Genomic DNA, 19,857 nt, shown 5'->3' on the forward strand with positions numbered 1-19,857 from the left:
GCTGATAGACGCCGCTGGGCGTCATCGCCACTGGCAATGCCATGCCCCGGCCCCGTGCCGGGGCATTTGCGTTGAAGAGGGGCAATGCGGCCAGACCTCACAGTCTCAGATCGCCCGCCTGGCCCGCCTCACGCGCCAACGGTCCATCGGGCCGTGGTGCCACCTTCGGCCGCCGGGGCAACCCGCCGCGCTTGCCGACGAGCTGCAGCTGCTCGGGATGCGTTACCCGGACCAGCGGGCCGTTCCAGCTCTCTATCCAACCGCGCACCTCCAGCATCCGCCCGCCGAGTCCCTCGAGATCCACCTCGAGCCGCTCGAAGAGGCGGTGCGCGCCGCCCTCGATGACGGCCGTGAAATCGCTCCGCCAGTCGCTGCCGAAGTTGATGAAGGTGCGCTTGCCGACGCGTTTGACGGACGTGACCTCGCCCGAGACGATTTGGAAGGAATGGCGGAAGCGCTCGATCTCGCTGGGTTTGAGCGCCGAGCGCGGCTGATAGGCGGCGTTCTGCCAGAGCCCGAGGCCCGCCGCCCGCGCCTTCGCCTCGGCCGCCAGAAGCCAGCGCGCGCAATTTCTGGTGCCGGGAAAGGAAACCGCCCGGGCATGGCCGCCCTCGAGAAGCCGCTCTCCGACCGAGCCGGCGTCCTCGCCATCGCCCTCGATCTCGAGGTGGGCGAGCGTGCGCCCGTAGCGATCCCGGCGCGTGCCCTCGAACCGGAGCTGCACCGTCCGCCCGGCGACCAGTTCGACGAGACGGGTGTGCGCCGCCTTGCCCGGTGGCCAGTCGAGATCCCCGGCCGCGGACGCCGGCGCCGCCGGAGCGAGCACCCCGATGAGCCGCACTGTCGAGCCGTCGTCGAGGCGCACCGTCTCGCCGTCCGGCACATCGACCACCGCGCGGCGCGGTCCGCGCACGAGCTTGCAGGGAGCGGTCGCGGCCGATCGTGACGGACGGGTGCCCGCCTCGGCGCCGCGTTCGGTGCGCGCCCCTGCCTCGGCGCCGAGCGATCCGCCACCGAAAAGACCGGCGAGCGCCAGTCCACCGAGCATCACGGCTGCTTTCAAACGCCAACGCCCGGTCAACGCACCGGCCCCCACGACCTTCGCGGCCCGATGGCCGCGATCACGAAGGCAACCTTAAGCGCTGAACGGGCGTCTGAGAAGCCACGGTTTGGCCGCGCGAAAAGCTAGTTCAGCAATTCGACGTCGTTGTTTCCGGCATAGCCCTGGATGAAGTCGAGCGCCGAGGTGCAGACGTCCTCGAGACCGGCTTCTCCGTCCTGCTCCAGTTCCTCGAGGCCTTCCTCCAGGACCTGGATGCAGCTGTCGCTGCTGTTGGCGAGGGACTGCGCCGTGCTGGTGAGGTTGCCATCGCACTGGTCGCGATAGGTCTTGAGGGCGTGCGAAATGTTCTGATCCTCGCAGGTGCTGGCGAGCGCCGGCGCCGAGAATGCCATGACGAGGGCGAGGGAGATCAGTGAGCGCTTCATCGTGTTGTCCTACTCGATTGAACTGGCGAGAGCCGTGTAAAGCTGACGATGACCTTGCCGAAGGGGAATTAAAACTCGATTAATGTTTCAGCGCCTTCAGGGGTCTTTGTGCTGATCGGTGAATGATTTATGATCGTCGATCGGGCAAATTGGCGACAAGAGTTCGTAAATTGAATTTGGTCATTCTGGCGTCCGGTGGAATTCGATTGGATTTCGTTTTCGATTCAACTATGCGCAGCCGACGTTCATGATTCGTTATTTTTGAATGCGGGATTGCCATCTTGAGCGGCCTTTCCCCCCAGGAATCGTTAAACTTGCGACGATCTGGTAAGGCGCTCCGCAACATCTGAGTGCGATCGTGGCAGCACAAAGAAACGAACGGCCGGGTGTGGGCCCGTCCGTCGCGTGGGGTTGGTGTCATGCAAGCTAAGAGTAACGGATTCGATCGTCTGCGCGCTTTCGCGGGCGACAAAAAAGGCAACGTGGCGATGATCTTCGCCGCGTCGATCGTCCCGATCGTCGTCGCCGTCGGTGCGTCGGTCGACTACGGCAATGCCCTGCAGACGCGTACGCGCATGCAGGCCGCTCTCGACGCCGCGGTCATCGCCGGCGCCAAGAACTTTTCGGCCACCGGCAGCACCAGCGCTGCCGAGGCGGCCGCGCGCAACCATTATGCCAAGGCTTCGAGCGGCAGTCCTGCCGGCACCGTCGACAGCTTCGTGATCAGCGAGGACGGCTACGTCACGATGTCGGCCTCGTCCTCCGTCGACACGACCTTCCTCGGTCTCGCCGGCATCAACGAGATGGACATTTCGGCCGACAGCAAGGCCGCCATGTCGGGCAAGGAACTCGAACTCTCCGTCATGCTCGACGTCACGGGCTCGATGTCGAATGACATGGCGGCGCTCAAGGCCGCCTCCGAGGACCTCCTCGACATCGTGCTGCGCCGCGTCCAGAAGGAGCGCCGCATTGCCATCGTTCCGTTCGCGCACGCGGTCAACGTCGGCGAATACTTCGACGCACTGACGGACTACGACAACGGCGATGAGAACGGCGACGGTTGGATCGATGGCATCCCGAGCAACCGCCGCAACTGGTGCAACCGCAACATCAACAATCAGCACCACTGGAACTGGCAGCAGAAGTGCAATCCCTGGCGCCCGGTCGCGGTAACGGCCTGCGTCACCGAGCGTACGGGCACCGTCTACAAGAAGGACGACGCGCCGGGGCCGAACAAGTACTTCGGCGTTTTCGACCAGACGAAGAACTCGTCATACGGCCAGAACATGTCGGACCAAGCCTGCCGTCCGTCGAACTCGCCGATCATCCCGCTGACGGACGACCGCACCGTGCTCGACGATGCGATCGACAATTTGCAGGCCAACGGCTGGACCTCGGGCCACCTCGGCACGCAGTTCGCATGGTACATGATCTCGCCGAACTTCAACAACGTCTGGCCCGCCGAGAGCCAGGCCGGCGCCTACAACGATCCCAAGCTGCTGAAGGTCGCCATCCTCATGACCGACGGCGAGTACAACACGTGGTATTCGTCGGGCAACGGCAACTCCTGGCAGCAGGCTCGTGACATCTGCGCGGAGATGAAAGCCAAGGGCATCGAGATCTTCACCATCGGCTTCGACATGACTCCCGGCAGCAATTCGACGACCACCCTGCAGCAGTGCGCCTCGAGCCCGGCCCACTACTTCTTCCCCTACGACGGCCAGGCGCTGCGTCAGGTGTTCCGCGACATCGGTGCCAAGATCGCCTTCGCCGCCGACGGCGTGACGCTTTCGGAGTAGTCCGGATCGCAAGCAGAGGGCGGGGCCACGGTCCCGCCCGACCATCATCCGGCTGTTGCGGCCGCCCTCGAAAGAGAGCGGCCCTATGGCCTTTTGGAGAGCGAGCGACGTTTCACTGCTGGCCCGGGGAGGTCTGAACCTCCCCGCTCGGCGGGTGCTGTTCATTGGAATCACGTCGACCATGGGCCAGCGAGTTCCTCGAGGCCCGCTTGTCCCTGACCCACTTGACGGCCGACCAAAGCAGTCGCGCGACAGAGACCACATCGCCGAAGATGCCAAGGGCCTCGAGCAACTCATAGGTCAGTTCCGTTCCAAAACTATGAGCGAGCCCGGCGCCAAGTTCCACGCTGAATCTATCAAGATGAATGCTCAATTCTGGCCAAGCGCCAGAACCGAGAATCGCTGCGCCCTGAAGCGCTAGGTAGCCACCTGCCATCCAATCTGCATATCGCATAACTACCTCATCTTTGACGCGATTGCCGAAATGCGTCGCGCGATCGCTCGACACGCCGCGGAAGCCGCAGCGGAGCCGAAACGATGTTGACGTCGCGCAGCAGCGCCACTCCGCAGGGAGTATTGGCGTTCGAGCGATTGCGCTTCCGCCCGTTGGCGGTCGATGCTTTGGTTGCCTTGCGATCCTAGGCGCACTCGATCCAAGGTGCGCTGCCTCGCAATGAACTTGCGAAGCAATGGACTTCGGTGGGCTGGTCCCTCGGTTCGTCGAAGGCGGCCGGCCACTAATCCGTTTCGGATTCGCTTATGGGCGATCTGTGATCGCGAGCTTTACGTACAACTCTCCTCACACAGGGATGTGACAATTCAACCAATTGATATTGTTGCCGCTAAGATCGCCTTCGCCGCCGATGGCGTGACGCTCTCGGAGTAATCCGGATCGCAAGCAGAGGGCGGGGCCACGGTCCCGCCCTTCGAGACGGCGCCCGCCACCGGCGGGCGTTCGTGCGTCTTTGGACGGCCACACGCTCGATCACATGGCCTCGGCCCGCGCACGCACCCCCTGGCAAACCGGCCGGCGCGACCCCATACTGCGAATCGCGGCAGTGCTGCGGTGCGCGTCAGGGCACACATCACCCGGGGCCTATAAGATCTTCCAGGGAGCTGACCCTGACCGGGGCCGTGGTCCCGGCCACTCGGCGCCCACCTACATTGTAGGGACCCAGGGGATCAAAACGCCCAACGGCTCTCGCGGGCTGCCGCACGATTCCTCAAGCGATCACCTGCCATGGTGCGGCTCCGTTGGCACACCACTCCCGCCCGATCGGGTGCCGACGGATTGCGTCGGGGGCACCCGGAATTCGTCAGTTGCCCGCCATCGCCCGGTCTGCTCTAAGGCGGGCGATGAGCAGCGAGATCACCCTTTCGGAACGACCCTCGGCGCGCCCGGCACCGATCGAATCCGTCGCGGGCGCCGAGGCCAAGGCGCGGCTGCGCGCGATCGTGATGGCGCGGCGCTCGGCGGCCGCGCTGGCGCACGGCGATTCGGCCGGCAACGCATTGCGGCGCGAGGGATTGCGGTTGCTCGAGGCCGCGCCGACCGGCCCGATCAGCGCCTTCTGGCCGAGCCGCAACGAGATCGACGTTGTTCCCTTGATCACGGCCCTCGCGGAAGCTGGCCGCGAGATCTGCCTGCCGGTCATGCAAGGGTCCCGGGAACCGTTGCTGTTCCGCTCCTGGCGGCCCGGTGACCGGCTCGTCGACGGCCCCTTCCGCATCCCGCAACCGGCCGGCGACAGGCCGGTGCTCGAGCCCGCCGTCATGCTGGTACCGCTGGTGGCGTTCGACGCCGAGGGCTACCGCATCGGTTACGGCGGCGGCTACTATGACCGGACCTTGGCGCGGGCGCACGCGCGCGGTGCGGCCGGGCTGGTCACCATTGCCGTCGCCTTCGACGAGCAGGAACTGGTGCGCGTGCCGCGTGAGGCGCACGATCAGCGCCTCGACTGGATTCTGACACCGCGCGGCGCGCGTTTGACGCGGGCTTGACGATGCGCCTGCTCTTTCTCGGCGACATCGTCGGGCGGTCGGGGCGCTCGCTGGTCATCGAGCGCCTGCCCGAATTGCGCCGACGCCACGCCATCGATTTCGCCGTCGTCAACGGCGAGAACGCGGCCGGCGGCTTCGGCATCACCGAGCAGATCTACCACGACCTCCTCGATGCCGGCGCCGATGTCGTCACGACCGGCAATCATGTCTGGGACCAGAAGGAGACGCTGGTCTTCATCGAGCGCAGCGATCGACTTCTTCGTCCCTTGAATTTTCCCGCCGGGACGCCGGGCAAGGGGGCCGGGGTCTACCGCGCGGCCAACGGCGCCGACATCCTCGTCATGAATGCCATGGGTCGGGTCTTCATGGCCGACCTCGATTGTCCGTTCGTGGCCGTCGATACGACGCTCGAGGGGTGTTCGCTGGGGCAGGGTTGCGATGTCGCCATCCTCGATTTCCACACCGAGGCGAGCAGCGAGACCCAGGCCATGGGCTTCCACGTCGATGGCAGGGCGAGCCTCGTCGTCGGAACCCACACCCATGTGCCGACGGCCGACGAGCGGGTCCTGCCGGCCGGGACCGCCTACATCACCGACGTCGGCATGTGCGGCGACTACAACTCCGTGGTCGGCATGGAGCGCGAGGAATCGGTCAATCGCTTCCTGACGAAGATCGCCCGTGAGCGATTCCGCCCCGCGACCGGACCGGCCACGATCGCCGGCGTGATCGTCGACGTCGACGAGGGCAGTGGGCTCGCCAAGGACATTCAACCACTGCGGCTCGGAGGATCCCTCAGATCCGCCGAGCCGCTTGGGGTCGAGTGAGAGAGTGGGTTCTCTCGTGTGGGGAAGAGCTCTTGCTCCTCGAATGCGGGCGCCGTGGGCCGCCGCCCGTTGGACCGCCGTGGGCAGCTAGGCGGTATGGGAGTGATTCTGCGTCGATTTGGTTAATGAATGGTTAACGCGGGGGTAGCACGAGGCCGCCCATGCGCTTCGAACCTTGCTAAGGCTTGCGGCTTGAGGCACGCAAGCGTGTCTCGCGCGTCGATCGGCATCGGGCAAGCTCGCCCCTGACCGGTTCGCCGCGCCCAATCCCGAAGTCAGGTGAGCCGGTCATGTCGAACGTCGTGGTTGTTGGCGCCCAGTGGGGCGACGAGGGCAAGGGCAAGATCGTCGACTGGCTCTCCGAGCGCGCCGACATCGTGGTACGCTTCCAGGGCGGCCACAATGCCGGCCACACGTTGGTCATCGATGGTGTGACCTACAAGCTCTCGCTCTTGCCGTCCGGTGTCGTGCGGTCGGGCAAGCTCGCGGTCATCGGCAACGGCGTCGTGATCGACCCCTGGGCGCTGCGCGACGAGATCGAAAAGCTGCGGGCCATGGGCGTCGCGATCACCGCCGAGAACCTGCGCATCGCCGAGAACGCCACGCTCATCCTGCCGCTGCACCGCGAACTGGACGGCATCCGCGAGGCCGCCGCCGGGGCGGGCAAGATCGGCACCACAGGCCGAGGAATCGGCCCGGCCTACGAGGACAAGGTCGGCCGCCGCGCCATCCGTGTCCAGGATCTGCGCAATCTCGACACCCTCGGCGGCAAGGTGGCGCGCATCCTCACCCATCACAACGCGCTGCGCCGCGGCCTCGGCGTGCCCGAGGTCTCCGCCGACGACCTCTATCGTGAACTCGCCGAGATCCGGCCGAGCATCCTGCCCTTCATGGACACCGTCTGGGCGCTGCTCGACCGTGAGCGCCGGGCCGGAAAACGCATTCTTTTCGAGGGAGCGCAAGGCGCCCTCCTCGACATCGACCACGGCACCTACCCCTATGTGACCTCCTCGAACACCGTCGCCGCCCAGGCCGCGACCGGCTCCGGCCTCGGGCCGGGCTCGCTCGGCTACGTGCTCGGCATCGTCAAGGCCTATACGACGCGCGTCGGCTCCGGCCCCTTTCCGACCGAGCTGACCGACACGATCGGCCAGCGGCTCGGTGAGCGCGGCCGCGAATTCGGCACGGTGACGGGACGCAAGCGGCGCTGCGGCTGGTTCGATGCCGCTCTCGTGCGCCAGACCTGCAAGGTCTCGGGCGTTCGTGGCATCGCCCTCACCAAGCTCGATGTACTGGACGGTTTCGAGAGCCTGCGGATCTGCGTGGGCTACACCCTCGACGGCAAGCCGATCGATCATCTGCCTGCCGGCGAGATGGCGCAAAAGCGCGTCGAACCGGTCTACGAGACGCTCGATGGCTGGTCCGAGAGCACCAGCGGCGCGCGCTCGTGGGCGGACCTGCCGGCCCAGGCGGTGAAATACGTGCGCCGCGTGGAGGAATTGATCGAGGCGCCCGTCGCGCTGCTGTCGACGAGCCCCGAGCGCGACGACACGATCCTCGTCACCGATCCGTTCGCCGACGCCTGATCCCGCCCCGTCCGGCGAAGGCATGGTGGCGCAGAGGGCGCCGCGATGTCGTCATGGGCGGAGAGAAAGACATTCCGGGGCCGGCCTCCCGCTCTCGAGCAGGATCGTGCCATCGACCCATCCGCGCAGCGGCTCGTCGGCGCTCTCACCCTGGGGCGGCTGCACGAGGCACCACGGCGCGGGAAAGACGCCCCTGTCCACCAGGTCGAACGAGTGCCACTTTGCGAGGGAATAATCGCCCCGGCACTCGATGCCGGTGATCTCGGTTTCATCGACCGGCAGGACGCCGACGACCGGAGAATTGGCGTCGGGCTCGGCGTGGAGTTCGACGAGCGCGTCGGGCGCAACGCAAACGAAGCGCAGCGCGAGTCTCGAACCGTCCGCCGCGCGCGGGCTCGGCACCGCGCCGACGGTCTTGGCGATGAGCTGTTCCATGCTGTCGGCCGCGCCGCTCGCGTCGCCCGCCGGCGCGCGTGACCCCTCCGGATGCGGCAGGATCTCGAAGTCGAAGAAGGTGCGCTTGAAGGGCTCGTCGGTGAGTTCGTAGTGCCACCACTCCTTGCGGTAGTTCTTGAAGCCGACGCGTGCCATTTCCGCGACGAGCATCTGGCGGTTCTCGCGCGCCGTTCCCTTGATCGCCGGGTTGCCCGTGTGGCTCAGTTCGTGGAAGCAATCGTAGCCGGTTCCGAAATCGAGGCTGTTGTCGGCAAAGCGCTCCGCCTTCGGCCGATGGCAGGGAACCTGGGCGCCAGGATCGAAATCCGGCTGCGGGCCCGGCGGCAGGGAAACGACGGCGAGGTCGACCGTGCTGCCGCGCGCATGCGCCGAACGCGACGAGATGTAGCCGAGCGAGAACAGCGACCGCTTGTCGATTTCGGGATAGAATTCCCCTTTCGTGATGTCGTCGTCGACGTCCTTGGCCCAGCGCACGAAATGGCGCACGCCCGCCATCGGGCGGTAGCAGTCGTAGACCTTGAGCGAGAGGTTGCGCGCTTGGAGGCGGGCCTGCACCTTGGCGAGCGCCAGCGCTGCCTTTCGTGTCAGGATGCACTCGGGCGCCAAATATCCGTCGACCCGACGGCCGACGAAATTGTGCTCCCCGAAATAGCGCATCTCCTGGATGATCGTGGCATCGATATCGCGCAGGTAGACGAACTCCTTCGGCATGGCCTCCTTGGCGCCCGCGCCGCCGGGCTGCCCGACGCCCGCGAGCAGGAGCGCGAGCATGACGGAGCCGACGAGGCGCCCCATCCGATTGCACGCCGCGTCCGCACCGGCACTTCTTCTTTTCACCATGCTTTTCGTCCTTTGGGCGGGTATCGCCACTGCCCCGCCTACTGCCCGAGGAACTGGGATGAAACCCATCCGCGTGCCCCGCCGTAGCTCACGTAGCACCAGCTCGCGCTGCCGGCCGGCTGCACGCAGCGCTGCACCGCGATTCCCGTTCCGTTGTAGGGAATGGCGCCAATGCGGCCATAGCTTGGCCCCGGGCCGCTACGCATGTTGAGAACGTCGTTCGAGGCGACCCCGACGACCCGATAGGCACCTCCCGAATTCTGGGGCGGGGTGGGCTGGCCACCGCCGCCCGCGACGGTGAGATATTTGCCGTTCGCCCACCCCTCGATGCAGCGGTAGCGCACGTAACACCAGTTCCGCGAATCGCACTGCGTGACCTCGATGCCCGAGCCGTCGTAGGGGATTTCACCCGTGATGCGATAGGTGGTGCGCGGCCCGCGCCGCACGTTGAGGGTGTCGTTGGAGGCGACGCCCGTCACCCGCCAGTTGCCGCGTGGATGTCCGCAATCGGTCGAGAGGGGCGGCTGCGGCGTCGTCGGTGGTCGCTGGAGGTTGGCGAGCCGCTCGCGCTCCTCGCGCTCCCTTCGCTCGCGTTCCTGCTGCTCGCGATAGATGCGCTCCTGGGCGGCCTGATCCTCCGCCGCGCGGGCGTTGGCGAGGCGCTGGCGGTGCGCCCGGGCGAAGGGCGCGCGCGGGCCCTCCGGATGTTGCGAGAGGAACGCGTCCCACCCCTCCATGGTGCCCACCTGTTCGGCGAGCGTGTAGGCTTCCGCCTCGCTGAGGCCGTTAGGCTCGGCCGGTTCGGTTTGCGGCTCGTTGGCCCCTGCCTCGGCGCCGTCGAGCGCGACCGGGGTGATCGGGCCGGGAAGAAATTGCCAATCGACCTCCCGCTGGGCGGTGAACTCGGGGGTCTGGGCCCGGCTCCTGAGACGAAGGGCGGTCCGGTGCACCTGCCGGCGCACGTAGAGCTGCAGCTCCTTGAACTCGACGATGCCGTCGCCGTCGCCGAAGAATTCGGGGCTGTCGGCCTCGCCCTCCGCGCCCTCGAGGAAATGCTGTGTGAAGAGCCCGCGCCGGCTTTCGGCGTCCCAGAACGCGACCTGGTCCGACGCCGCGGCTGCGAGCCGAACCACACCTGCCGTCGCCTCCATGGAAAAGACGAGTGCACCCGCACTGCTCTGGATCAGCGCGCCGCTCGACGATTCCCCGGAGAAACACGCCTCCATCATGAGGAACACGCGATTGTTCGGTCCGAGCAGTTCGCCGATCTCCTCGAGGTTTCGCTCGAGGGTGGCGACACCGAGGCCATAGCGTGCCTCGTTCGGCGAGACGTCGACGGGGATGAGGAAATTTTTCTTCTCGATCGGGTCGGGCGCGCCGTGCCCGAAATAATAGACGAAGATGTCGGCGAGGCGCTTGCCGTCCTGGAGCGGAATGCCGGACTCGACGAGCCGTCGCAGCTCCCCGTTCGAGGAATGCTCATTGCCGAACCAATCGCGCAACTGCGCTGCCCTCGCATCCCTGAGGATGAAGATGTTCTGCTCCTCGTAGCCGAGCTTTTCGAGGAGGAAGGCCTTCATCGCCGCCACGTCGTTGAGGGCGTAGTCGACCGGATGGGTGCGCTGGTAGTTCTGATTGGCGATGAGGACGGCGATACTGTGCTGGTTGCGATAGGGGTCCGCTGCCTGGGCGGACGACCACACCGGCGCCAGCGCGCCGAGCATCGCCGCAAGCAGGAGAACGAGGGCGATCAGGGGCCGCTGTCCGGTTCGGTTTGCGATGGGGTGCGTCATGTCGTGCCTCATCTCACCTCGATGCGTGTCATGGCCTCGACGATGCCCGGCTCGGCGCGCATGCGCGCCAGCAACTCGACGATGACCTCCTCCTCGATCTCCCCGTTCGGTCCTGTTCCGGCCGCCCCGAAGAGGGAAAGCCATTTCCGGTGCAGGTCCTCGTCGATCGGCCTTTCGCTCGCGAAACAGTGGAACAGATCATTGCTGGCGCTCGTGAGGCGCTGCGGCGGAATGCCGAAATCGTCGGGAAAGACCCGTGTCTTGTGCCCGCTGATCTCACCGCTCTCGGGCATGCTCGGGTTGGGCACGAGGATGTAGGCGGATGCATCGTCGGCAAGGTACCAGCAATAGATCGCGAAGCGGGCGTCACGCTCACGCGCCGACGTGAGCTTCACCTTGAGCCGGTCGACCCCCACCCGGAAAAAGGGTTGGTCGAGATGCACCCAGAGTGTCCGGCGATCCATCTTTGCGCGCGCTTCGATGGTCCGCGTGAAGCTTTCGGTGCGCGCGCTGCACGAGAGGCCCGCGACCGCGAGCCGCTGGCGCGCGTGCATGACGACGTTGCCGCGTCGCACCTCGAGCGAGACCCAGAGCCGTGGCGCTTGAGCATCGCCGTCCGAGGCGCCGTTCGCCGCGCTCGGCGCGCCGCGCTCCGCCTCCGTCAGACCCCAGGAGCCGCCGATCACGATCGCGCCCTCGGGCACCTCACTCGAAGGCGTCGCGGCCCGTGCGTCGACCCGCAGTCGCCGTTCGTTCGCCGCGCGATTGATCGCGCCGATGCCCGTGTCGAGTTCCAGGTTGAAGGCTTCGAGCAAGTGGGCGCGCACAAGGTCGTCGCAATCGCCATAGGTGTTCGGGGCCGATCGGAAGGGCAGGAGGACGATGGTCTCGGCGCTCGCGCTTTCGCTGTCGGCGAGCGTTCGCCGCGCGACCGACGCCATCAGCCGGCGCACGTCGATGGTCCCGCTCACCGTCGCCATCTCGACCTCGGTCTGCAGCACCGTCTTGCATGCCGGCGTCGGGCGCATGGCGACCAGGGTGAGGCGCACGCGTCCTTCCGCGACCAGCCGAACCTCCGGCCAGAGCAGGATTTCGCCGGCCGCCCGCGCGCCCGCCTCGATGCGCTCGGCTTCGCGCACCCCCGCCTCGCCCGACGCGACCGTGAGACCGATGAGCTTGGCCGCATCGTGCGACAGCCCCGTGCGCACACCCCGCTCGGCGAGCGCCGCCTCGATGGCCCGTGTCAATGCCGCTTCGTCGTCGCTCGCGAGCGGCGAGCCGGTGGCGCTGACGGGCACGACGCCGATCGAGACGACGCCGTCGCCGAGTTCGCAGTCGCGCCGGATCTGGGAAACGAGGGTATCGCTCGCCGAGGCCGACAGCACGGTTTCGGCTGCCTCCGGTCGCTGGACGCCCGTGCCGAGAGCCAGAAGCCCAGCCGTGAGGGCGGCGAGGACGGTCTGCGGCATCGCTCGTGTGCGCTGCATGACGGGCCGACCTCGATTTGACTATCCACGAACGTTGGAAACTCTATTAGCTGGGCGCTTCAATTCCAACCCTCGGCATGAACCTGCACTGAACACGGTCCTCAAATCGCGGGCTTGCCTCCCGCTCCGCCCGATCGAACGCGGTCCGAGGCAATTGCGCCACGGTAGTCCGCGAGCGCCCCGGCCTCGAGCTCGAGGGCCAAGAGCCTGCTCGGATCGACCGGCCCCGGCATCTCCATCTGTCCGACCGGCACCGGACCGTAGCCGGCCCGCGCATAGTAGGGCGGATCGCCGACCAGCACGATGAGCCGGTGGCCCGCCTCGCGTGCCGCCACCTCGACCGCTCGCATCAACGCGAGGCCATAGCCCTGGTTCTTGCGCTCGGGGGCGACCACGATCGGACCGAGCAGCAGCGCTCCGCCCCGCCCGCCGATCGTGATCGGTGTCATCTTGACGGCCGCGATCAGTTCGTTCCCGGCGCCTCGGATGATCCGGCAGAGCGGCGAGATCGCCGGCATTCCTTCGCGCAGCCGAAAGGCGGTGCGCGCAAAGCGTCCCGGCCCGAACGCGATGTCGTTGAGCCGCTCGATGGCTGGCAGGTCCTGGGGTGTGACGGCCTCGATCTGGAACGGGCCGGGTGGGCAGGTGGGCATGGCGGGCACTCGCGCTCGGGCGTGAGGGGTGCGCCGCCGGGTTCAGGTGGTGCGGCGCACGGCGGCGGACGACGGCATGATGGACATGCCTCGTCGCGACGACCGAAGGCGTCGGCTCAGGTGCCGTGGGTTGTGCGCGTGCCGGAACATGGGCTCCGGTTAGCAGGCTCGCCCGGCGTGGTCCAGCATTTGCTGGCGTCCCCATTTCGTGGCGTCCGCTGGCCGAACGGGCCGCGACCTCATCGGGTTCACCAGTCCGCCGCCGGCGGATCGTCGGCCAACACTTCGGCGAGCCGATTGCGCACCCCCGGAACGGTGCCCTCGGGCAGGCCGTCGCAGGAAAAGAACCCGAGTTCGGCGATTTCGTGGTTCGGCTCCGGAATGCGCGGCTGCTGCCAGTCCCGCACGACGAAGAACGCGATGTGATCGCCGGGAAAACTGCGGAAATTTGCGTGGATGCTGCGCAGCAGCGGCGGGCCGCGCAGCACGACACCCGCCTCTTCCTCCAGTTCCCGCGCGAGCGCGGTGAGAACGGTTTCGCCCTTTTCGACCCCGCCGCCCGGAAAGTGCCAGCCGGGCCGGTATCCGTGGCGCACGAGCAGCACGCGCCCTTCTGCATCGAAGATCGCCGCCTGCGCGCCGAGCGTAAGTGACCGGGTGAACCGCCAATAGGCTTGCAGACTCTTGTTGACGATGCGTCTTGCTGGCATGCCTCGGGCCTTCGGTTCGACCTGGTTGGCGGAACGGCCGCCACCCGATCTGCCGATAGCACGAGCCTGCGGGCCTCGACGACCACGTCCGCGCCCTGGGAGGCGATCATGGTTACGCTCTGCCACTTGAGCGACGTCCACCTCGCTCCCGTGCCTGCGCCCGACCTTGCCGGGTTGCGCTTCAAGCAGGCGCTCGGCATCGCCAACTGGCGCTATCGTCGCCACCGGGTGCACGACCGCGCAACGCTCGACCGCGTCGTCGAGCACGCCCTCGCAAGCCGCCCGGATCATTTCGTCATCACCGGCGACCTCGTCAACTTCTCGCTACCGGCCGAGTTCACCCGGGCGGCCGACTGGCTCGGCGCACTCGCCGACCAGGTCGCCCTCAGCGTCATTCCCGGCAACCACGACGCCATCGTCAGCCGTCCGTGGGGCGAAGGCTTCGAGCGCTGGGCGACCTGGATGGGCGAGGAGGCGCGCGCTGTCCTCGCCGAACGGCCCGCCGGGCCAGCGCCGAGGGAACGCGAGGCTCACCGTCAGAGCGCCTTTCCCTTCACCCGCCGCCTCGGCGATGTCCTGCTGATCGGCCTTTCATCGGCAGTGCCGACGCCGCCCTTCTATGCCGCTGGCAGCCTCGGACAAGAGCAGTGCGGCCGCCTCGATCGCCTGCTCGCCGAAGCCGGCGAGGCCGGCCTCGCGCGAGTCGTGCTGATCCACCACCCGCCGCTGCCGGGGCTCGCGCCACGCCGTTGCGGCTTGTGGGACTCGGACCGGCTGGAGGCCATCCTGGCGACGCGTGGCGCCGAACTGGTGCTGCACGGCCACAACCACCGTTGGATGCGCAATCGGGTCGTCGGCCCCGCTGGCCCCATACCGGTGCTCGGGGCGCCATCGGCCTCGGCGCGCCACGGCTCGCCACTCGGACTTGCCGGTTACCACCTTATCGAAATAGCTGGATCGCGCGGCGGCGGGCGCGGCGCTCGGATCACCGCGACGGCCTATGGGCTGGTCGAGCACGACGGGTCGTTGCGCTCACGAGAGGTGTTGGATTTCGGCTGAGTGGGTCGCGGGTCGTCACCAAGGGCGCGGTTGATCATCCACCGGTCGCTGTGCGTGGCTCTTGTGCGGACCCGCTTGGTCGGGCAATCACGGGGCGCGTCGGCCGGATGATCGAGGCGGATGGACGCATCATGGGGGATCGGTGGACGCGCGCCATCCTGCGGGTCGGAACTCGCGAAGGGGGGAATCGATGTCGATGCTCTCACGGATGGAGATGCGGCCCGAGGCTGTCGCGCAATGGCGCGCGAAGCTGCGCTCGATCGTTTCCGCGACCTGGTTCGAGAACCTGATCATCGGCCTCATCGTGATCAACGCCATCACGTTGGGGCTCGAGACCTCGGCGACCATGGTCGCGCGTTTCGGCACGCTCCTCTCGGTGATCGATACCGCCGTTCTCATTGTCTTCGTCGCCGAACTGGCAGCGCGATGGTTCGCCCACGGGCCCCGGCTGCTGCGTGATCCCTGGACGATCTTCGACACCTTGGTCGTCGCTGTCGCGGTCCTGCCGGCATCCGGCGACCTCTCGGTCCTGCGCGCCCTGCGGATCCTGCGGGCGCTTCGCCTCGTCTCGGCATTTCCACGGATGCGCCGCGTGGTCGAGGGGCTGTTCGCGGCGATCCCGAGCATGTCGACGGTGATCGTGCTGCTGATACTGATCTTCTATGTCTTCGCTGTCATGGCCACGAAGATGTTCGGCAGCGCGTTCGAGGAGCTTTTCGGCACGCTCGGAGCATCCGCCTACACACTCTTCCAGGTGATGACGCTGGAGGGCTGGTCCGACGGTGTCGCGAGGCCGGTCATGGAGCGCTACCCCTGGGCCTGGGCCTTCTTCGTGCCTTTCATCCTGATCACCAGCTTCGCGGTGCTGAACCTCTTCATCGGTATCATCGTCGATGCCATGCAGACCGAGCAGACCGAGGTGCGCGAGGAGGTGCACGAGGCCGAGCGACACACGATCGACGAGATCCATGTGCTAGTTCGAGAGGTCAAGAGCCTGCGGGCGGAGGTTGCCGCGATCAAGGCGGCCGTGGAACGCGAGCGCGCCCCCGGCGACGGCTGAGCAACGTGGAACCAGCGTCGAAGTGTCGACCTGCGCCGATTGGGCGCGAGGCATCGAGGAGCGTTGCATGTGGGGCATGACCCTTCGGCGCTGTGTCGGGAACGTGTGGCACCTCTGGCGCAAGGCACGCGTCTTCGGCGTGGTTCTGTTCGCAGCCGCGTTGCCGGCCCTCGCCGAGACCGGCGCCGATCGCCCCGCCCTGCCCGTGGACCCGATCACGCGTGTCGCATTCGCCTCTTGCTTCGTGCAGTCCGCGCCGGCCCCGATCTGGCAATCGGTGCGCGCCAGGGCCCCCGATCTCCTGGTGATGATGGGCGACAACGTCTACGGCGACACCCGTAGCGGCACCACGCGTGAACTCGAGGACGCCTATCGGGCGGCCGCCGCGCATCCGGATTTCAATCCGGTCCTGACCGGCGTGCCGGTGCTCGCCACCTGGGACGATCACGATTACGGCCGCAACGACGGTGGCGCGGAATACGAACTCCGCCTCGAGACCGAACGTCTGTTCCGCGCGTTCTGGCGGATGCCGGGCCTGCCGCCGGAGGGCGAGGGAATCTATTCCGCGCACATGCTCGGCACCGAGGGCAGCCGCCTCCACGTCATCCTGCTGGACGTGCGTTCGTTCCGCTCTCCCCTGAAGCGAAAGCCCGAAGGCTCCGCAATCGTCGGACGCTATGTCGAGCAGGACGCCCCCGGTCAGGACATGCTCGGCGCCGCCCAGTGGGCCTGGCTCGAGCGCGAACTGGCCCGTCCTGCCGATCTCAAGGTGCTCGTCTCCGGCATCCAGGTGCTGGCTGAGGGGCACGGCTGGGAGCGCTGGGGCAATTTGCCGGATGAACGTCGGCGTCTCCTCGAGCTCGTCGATCGGATGGGAACCGGGCCACTCCTCGTTCTGAGCGGCGACCGCCACAACGGCTCCTTCTACGAGCGTCCCGCAGCCGATGGCCGTCGCCGCATCGTCGAGGTCACCTCGAGCCCGATTTCGCGCCCCTATCCCAACGAGGATGCCGCCGGTCCCGAAAAGCTCGGCACCTCCGTCGAGGTCGAGAACTTCGGTCTCCTCGAGATCGATTGGGCGCGCCGGATCGCCCGCGTTGGGCTCCATCTCGCGGATGGTTCGCCCGCCCGTGAACCGATGGAGATTGGCTTTTGATCGGGTCCGAGCCATCGCTGCGGGGGCTGGCGTGAGCTTGCGCCGTCGGCCGGTCGGCACGCCGCCGGTGTTCAATCTCGCACTCCAGGGCGGCGGCAGTCACGGCGCCTTCACCTGGGGCGTTCTCGACCGCCTCCTCGAAGAAGAGGATTTGCCGATTGGCTGGGTGAGCGGCGCGAGCGCGGGCGCCGTCAATGCGGTCGCACTCGCCGATGGCTTGGCCGCGGGCGGGCGGAACGAGGCCCGCGCGCGGCTCTCGGCACTCTGGCAGGCGATCGTCGCCGCCGGACCGCCCGGTCTTCCCGAGGAACTTGCCCGCACCGCCGCCGGCATCGCTCTGGAGCGCGTCGCCGCCGCCTCGATGCGCCACCTTTCCGGTGCCCTCTCGCCGTACAGCCTCAATCCGATGAACATCAATCCGCTGCGCGGTGTGCTGGAGAGCTGCATCGACTTCGCCCGTCTGCGGCGGGAAAGCCCGGTGGAATTGGTCATCTCCGCGACCGACGTCGCCACCGGTCGCGCCCGCCTCTTCCGACGCTCCGAGATCACGGTCGATGTGGTTTTGGCCTCGACCTGCCTGCCACATCTCTTCCAGGCGGTGGAGATCGACGGCCGCCATTATTGGGACGGTGGCTATTCGGCCAATCCCGACCTCTCGAGTTTGGCGCGCGAGAGCCCGCATGCCGACACGGTGCTGGTGCTGCTCGCCCCCCTCGAGCGGGAGAACCCGCCGCGCACTGCCGAGGAGATCGTCGGCGAGGTCGCCCGCCTCACCTTCAACCGCCCACTCCTCGACGACCTCGATCGCTTGGCCGAGGCGCACCGGCTCGGGCTTTTCGCGAGCTACCTGACCGGGGCCGCGCGCCTGCGCCGCCACCGGCTCCACCTGATCGATGGTGCGGCGCACACAAAAAGCCTTGCCGCGAGCTCGAAGCTGCGCCCGGATCGCACCGTTGTGCGCTCTTTGTTCGTTGCCGGAAGGGACGCTGCCGGGGCTTGGATCGACCAACAGGCGGCCGACCGGTGGAGGGGGAAAGGTGTTGCAATACAACGATTGACGGTTCGTTGATACAATCGTGGCGGAGCCTGGGCGGACATGCCTTGCCTGCATGTCTCACATGCAGAGATCAGGCTGGTGCTGCGATGCAAAAAGAACGATCTCTCTCGGCAGCGGCGACCTGAACACAGGCGCCGGAATCATCCAATTTGCCGATATCGGACAATGGGAGCACCTTCATGAGCATCCTCAGCACGACCAACGGTCGTTACCTCGCCAGCCCCGCCGAGAAGGGCGTTGGCTTCCACATCTTCGACAGCTTCTTTGCCGCCCTCGCCGCTCACCGCACCCGCAGCGAGCTTTCGCGTCTGAGCGATCGCCAGCTCGCCGACATCGGCGTCAATCGCGCGGATCTGCCGGTCAGCGACGAACTCGACCGCGTGCGCGCGCGTATCGAGATGCATTGCGGCACCGGCTTCTGATCGAGCATCCGAAGCATTGCGCCTTTGGCCATCGGGCCATCGACGGCAACCGGCACCCCCGGTTGCCGTTTTTGCGTTTCGGGGTGTCCCGCGCTGACGGTCGGGCGCGCGTGGGGTTCCCGCACCCGTGTTTTCGCGAACAACTGATGCCGGCCGCCGCCTGCAAAGATTGCTGATCGCGCCACAGTCAAGGCTGTTTTCCGCACCGGTTTCTGTGCTAACCGATCCTCATTCGCGCAACCGGCCCTCAATGAGGCTGGGCGTGGATGCAACGGGTCACATCTGGAGGATCAGCCCCCATGAAGACGTTGTTCTCGGCTGCTGCGGCGGCCGTGTTTGGTCTGGCCGCTACGGCGGCGCATGCCGATACCATTACGATTGCCACCGCCGGCCCCATGACCGGTCAGTACGCCAGCTTCGGCGCGCAGATGAAGGCGGGTGCCGAAATGGCCGTCGCCGACATCAACGCCGCTGGTGGTGTGCTCGGCAAGCAGCTCGTCCTGCAGGTCGGTGACGATGCATGCGATCCCAAGCAGGCTGTCGCCGTCGCCAACCAGTTCGCTGGCGCGGGCGTGGCCTTCGTCGCGGGCCACTTCTGCTCCGGCTCGTCGATCCCGGCTTCGAAGGTCTACGAGGAAGAGGGAATCATCCAGATTTCGCCCGCCTCGACGAACCCGAAGTTCACCGATGAGGGTGGCCCGAACGTCTACCGCGTCTGCGGCCGTGACGACCAGCAGGGCCAGGTGGCGGGCGCCTATCTCGCCAGCCAGTATGGCAGCGCCAACGTCGCCATCATCCACGACAAGACCGCTTACGGTAAGGGTCTCGCCGACGAGACCATGGCCGCGATGCGGGCTGCCGGTAAGAACGAGACCCTCTACGAAGCCTATACGGCTGGTGAGAAGGACTATCGCGCGCTGGTCTCCAAGCTTGCCGCCTCGAACATCGACGTCGTCTACGTCGGCGGCTACCACACCGAAGCAGGCCTCATCCTGCGCCAGATGCGCGACCAGGGCATGAAGGCACAGCTCATCTCTGGCGACGCGCTCGTGACGCAGGAGTACTGGGCCATCACCGGCGATGCGGGTGAGGGCACGCTCATGACCTTCTCGCCGGATCCGCGCAAGAACCCCGTCGCCGCTCCCGTCGTCGCCAAGTTCAAGGCTGGTGGCGTCGATCCCGAGGGCTACGTCCTCTACACGTACGGCGCTATCCAGGCATGGGCCCAGGCCGTGAACGCCGCCGGTTCGCTGGACTCCGCTGCCGTGCAGAACGCGCTCAACACCGGCACGTTCAACACGGTGCTCGGCGATCTCTCGTTCGACGACAAGGGCGACGTCAAGCTGCCCGGCTATGTCTGGTATCGCTGGTCGAAGGGCACCTACGACTACGCCAACTGAGGACTTGCGAGGCTGCGTGACCGCGGCCGGAACGACACGACGATCGATCGAGGGGCTCGCCGTCCG

General features: G+C 66.9%; 16 protein-coding genes and 1 other RNA gene. 11 read left to right on the plus strand and 6 right to left on the minus strand.

The features are described 5' to 3' along the window. Positions 1-97: 97 nt before the first annotated feature. On the minus strand, positions 98-1,048 hold the full coding sequence (locus GC150_04210; GenBank protein ID MBI1384095.1) for a thermonuclease family protein: 951 nt from the start codon (positions 1,046-1,048) through the stop codon (positions 98-100). A 137-nt stretch (positions 1,049-1,185) separates the two neighbouring features. Next, the gene (locus GC150_04215; protein ID MBI1384096.1) at positions 1,186-1,488 is read right to left on the minus strand and encodes a hypothetical protein; all 303 of its coding nucleotides are present in this window, start codon (positions 1,486-1,488) and stop codon (positions 1,186-1,188) included. Between the two features lie 419 nt (positions 1,489-1,907). On the opposite strand from GC150_04215, the gene GC150_04220 reads away from it, so the two are divergent. The 5 genes from GC150_04220 (at position 1,908) to GC150_04240 (ending at position 7,698) form a co-directional block, all read left to right on the plus strand. Beyond that, positions 1,908-3,287: a VWA domain-containing protein gene (locus tag GC150_04220; GenBank protein MBI1384097.1), complete on the plus strand. Its 1,380-nt coding sequence runs from the start codon at positions 1,908-1,910 to the stop codon at positions 3,285-3,287. 1,055 nt (positions 3,288-4,342) lie between these two features. Beyond that, a non-coding RNA gene (gene ssrS, locus GC150_04225) (6S RNA) lies at positions 4,343-4,500 on the plus strand. 143 nt (positions 4,501-4,643) lie between these two features. After that, on the plus strand, positions 4,644-5,288 hold the full coding sequence (locus GC150_04230; protein MBI1384098.1) for a 5-formyltetrahydrofolate cyclo-ligase: 645 nt from the start codon (positions 4,644-4,646) through the stop codon (positions 5,286-5,288). Between the two features lie 2 nt (positions 5,289-5,290). Next, a complete protein-coding gene (locus GC150_04235) occupies positions 5,291-6,112 on the plus strand; it encodes a TIGR00282 family metallophosphoesterase (protein ID MBI1384099.1) in 822 nt (273 codons plus the stop codon). A gap of 290 nt (positions 6,113-6,402) precedes the next feature. Beyond that, positions 6,403-7,698 carry an adenylosuccinate synthase gene (locus tag GC150_04240; protein MBI1384100.1) on the plus strand — a complete coding sequence of 432 codons (1,296 nt, stop codon included), beginning with the start codon at positions 6,403-6,405 and terminating at the stop codon, positions 7,696-7,698. A 51-nt stretch (positions 7,699-7,749) separates the two neighbouring features. Here the strand turns inward: GC150_04240 and GC150_04245 are convergent, their stop codons facing one another. The 4 genes from GC150_04245 to GC150_04260 all read right to left on the minus strand — a co-directional run bounded on the left by GC150_04245 (position 7,750) and on the right by GC150_04260 (position 13,637). Beyond that, on the minus strand, positions 7,750-8,994 hold the full coding sequence (locus GC150_04245; protein MBI1384101.1) for a hypothetical protein: 1,245 nt from the start codon (positions 8,992-8,994) through the stop codon (positions 7,750-7,752). A gap of 38 nt (positions 8,995-9,032) precedes the next feature. Next, on the minus strand, positions 9,033-10,931 hold the full coding sequence (locus GC150_04250; protein MBI1384102.1) for an SH3 domain-containing protein: 1,899 nt from the start codon (positions 10,929-10,931) through the stop codon (positions 9,033-9,035). A gap of 1,444 nt (positions 10,932-12,375) precedes the next feature. Next, positions 12,376-12,927: a GNAT family N-acetyltransferase gene (locus tag GC150_04255; protein MBI1384103.1), complete on the minus strand. Its 552-nt coding sequence runs from the start codon at positions 12,925-12,927 to the stop codon at positions 12,376-12,378. Between the two features lie 248 nt (positions 12,928-13,175). Beyond that, on the minus strand, positions 13,176-13,637 hold the full coding sequence (locus GC150_04260; protein ID MBI1384104.1) for an NUDIX domain-containing protein: 462 nt from the start codon (positions 13,635-13,637) through the stop codon (positions 13,176-13,178). Positions 13,638-13,745: 108 nt separating this feature from the next. On the opposite strand from GC150_04260, the gene GC150_04265 reads away from it, so the two are divergent. The 6 genes from GC150_04265 to GC150_04290 all read left to right on the plus strand — a co-directional run bounded on the left by GC150_04265 (position 13,746) and on the right by GC150_04290 (position 19,791). Next, entirely contained in the window at positions 13,746-14,696 is a 951-nt protein-coding gene (locus GC150_04265; GenBank protein MBI1384105.1) for a metallophosphoesterase, read from the plus strand. Between the two features lie 214 nt (positions 14,697-14,910). Beyond that, complete coding sequence (locus GC150_04270) at positions 14,911-15,756, plus strand: ion transporter (GenBank protein ID MBI1384106.1); 846 nt, start codon at positions 14,911-14,913, stop codon at positions 15,754-15,756. Between the two features lie 67 nt (positions 15,757-15,823). Continuing rightward, positions 15,824-16,912: an alkaline phosphatase family protein gene (locus GC150_04275; GenBank protein ID MBI1384107.1), complete on the plus strand. Its 1,089-nt coding sequence runs from the start codon at positions 15,824-15,826 to the stop codon at positions 16,910-16,912. After that, on the plus strand, positions 16,701-17,981 hold the full coding sequence (locus GC150_04280) for a patatin-like phospholipase family protein (GenBank protein MBI1384108.1): 1,281 nt from the start codon (positions 16,701-16,703) through the stop codon (positions 17,979-17,981). The genes GC150_04275 and GC150_04280 overlap by 212 nt, the downstream gene beginning before the upstream one ends. Before the next feature lie 167 nt (positions 17,982-18,148). Then, entirely contained in the window at positions 18,149-18,391 is a 243-nt protein-coding gene (locus tag GC150_04285) for a DUF1127 domain-containing protein (protein MBI1384109.1), read from the plus strand. A 299-nt stretch (positions 18,392-18,690) separates the two neighbouring features. Next, complete coding sequence (locus GC150_04290; protein ID MBI1384110.1) at positions 18,691-19,791, plus strand: ABC transporter substrate-binding protein; 1,101 nt, start codon at positions 18,691-18,693, stop codon at positions 19,789-19,791. Positions 19,792-19,857 lie beyond the last annotated feature (66 nt).

It is taken from the genome of Hyphomicrobiales bacterium, assembly GCA_016125495.1.
In the GTDB taxonomy this organism is placed as follows: domain Bacteria; phylum Pseudomonadota; class Alphaproteobacteria; order Rhizobiales; family RI-29; genus RI-29.

What these genes read in the sequence shown, in the direction of transcription:
- GC150_04230 (MBI1384098.1), top strand. Translation starts at nt 4,644, where the DNA reads ATGAGCAGCGAGATCACCCTTTCGGAACGACCCTCGGCGCGCCCGGCA.
- GC150_04265 (MBI1384105.1), top strand. Translation starts at nt 13,746, where the DNA reads ATGGTTACGCTCTGCCACTTGAGCGACGTCCACCTCGCTCCCGTGCCT.
- GC150_04240 (MBI1384100.1), top strand. Translation starts at nt 6,403, where the DNA reads ATGTCGAACGTCGTGGTTGTTGGCGCCCAGTGGGGCGACGAGGGCAAG.
- GC150_04280 (MBI1384108.1), top strand. Translation starts at nt 16,701, where the DNA reads ATGGCCGTCGCCGCATCGTCGAGGTCACCTCGAGCCCGATTTCGCGCC.
- GC150_04270 (MBI1384106.1), top strand. Translation starts at nt 14,911, where the DNA reads ATGCGGCCCGAGGCTGTCGCGCAATGGCGCGCGAAGCTGCGCTCGATC.
- GC150_04255 (MBI1384103.1), bottom strand. Translation starts at nt 12,927, where the DNA reads ATGCCCACCTGCCCACCCGGCCCGTTCCAGATCGAGGCCGTCACACCC.
- GC150_04235 (MBI1384099.1), top strand. Translation starts at nt 5,291, where the DNA reads ATGCGCCTGCTCTTTCTCGGCGACATCGTCGGGCGGTCGGGGCGCTCG.
- GC150_04285 (MBI1384109.1), top strand. Translation starts at nt 18,149, where the DNA reads ATGAGCATCCTCAGCACGACCAACGGTCGTTACCTCGCCAGCCCCGCC.
- GC150_04245 (MBI1384101.1), bottom strand. Translation starts at nt 8,994, where the DNA reads ATGGTGAAAAGAAGAAGTGCCGGTGCGGACGCGGCGTGCAATCGGATG.
- GC150_04290 (MBI1384110.1), top strand. Translation starts at nt 18,691, where the DNA reads ATGAAGACGTTGTTCTCGGCTGCTGCGGCGGCCGTGTTTGGTCTGGCC.
- GC150_04220 (MBI1384097.1), top strand. Translation starts at nt 1,908, where the DNA reads ATGCAAGCTAAGAGTAACGGATTCGATCGTCTGCGCGCTTTCGCGGGC.
- GC150_04210 (MBI1384095.1), bottom strand. Translation starts at nt 1,048, where the DNA reads ATGCTCGGTGGACTGGCGCTCGCCGGTCTTTTCGGTGGCGGATCGCTC.
- GC150_04215 (MBI1384096.1), bottom strand. Translation starts at nt 1,488, where the DNA reads ATGAAGCGCTCACTGATCTCCCTCGCCCTCGTCATGGCATTCTCGGCG.
- GC150_04260 (MBI1384104.1), bottom strand. Translation starts at nt 13,637, where the DNA reads ATGCCAGCAAGACGCATCGTCAACAAGAGTCTGCAAGCCTATTGGCGG.
- GC150_04250 (MBI1384102.1), bottom strand. Translation starts at nt 10,931, where the DNA reads ATGGCTTTCCCTCTTCGGGGCGGCCGGAACAGGACCGAACGGGGAGAT.
- GC150_04275 (MBI1384107.1), top strand. Translation starts at nt 15,824, where the DNA reads ATGTGGGGCATGACCCTTCGGCGCTGTGTCGGGAACGTGTGGCACCTC.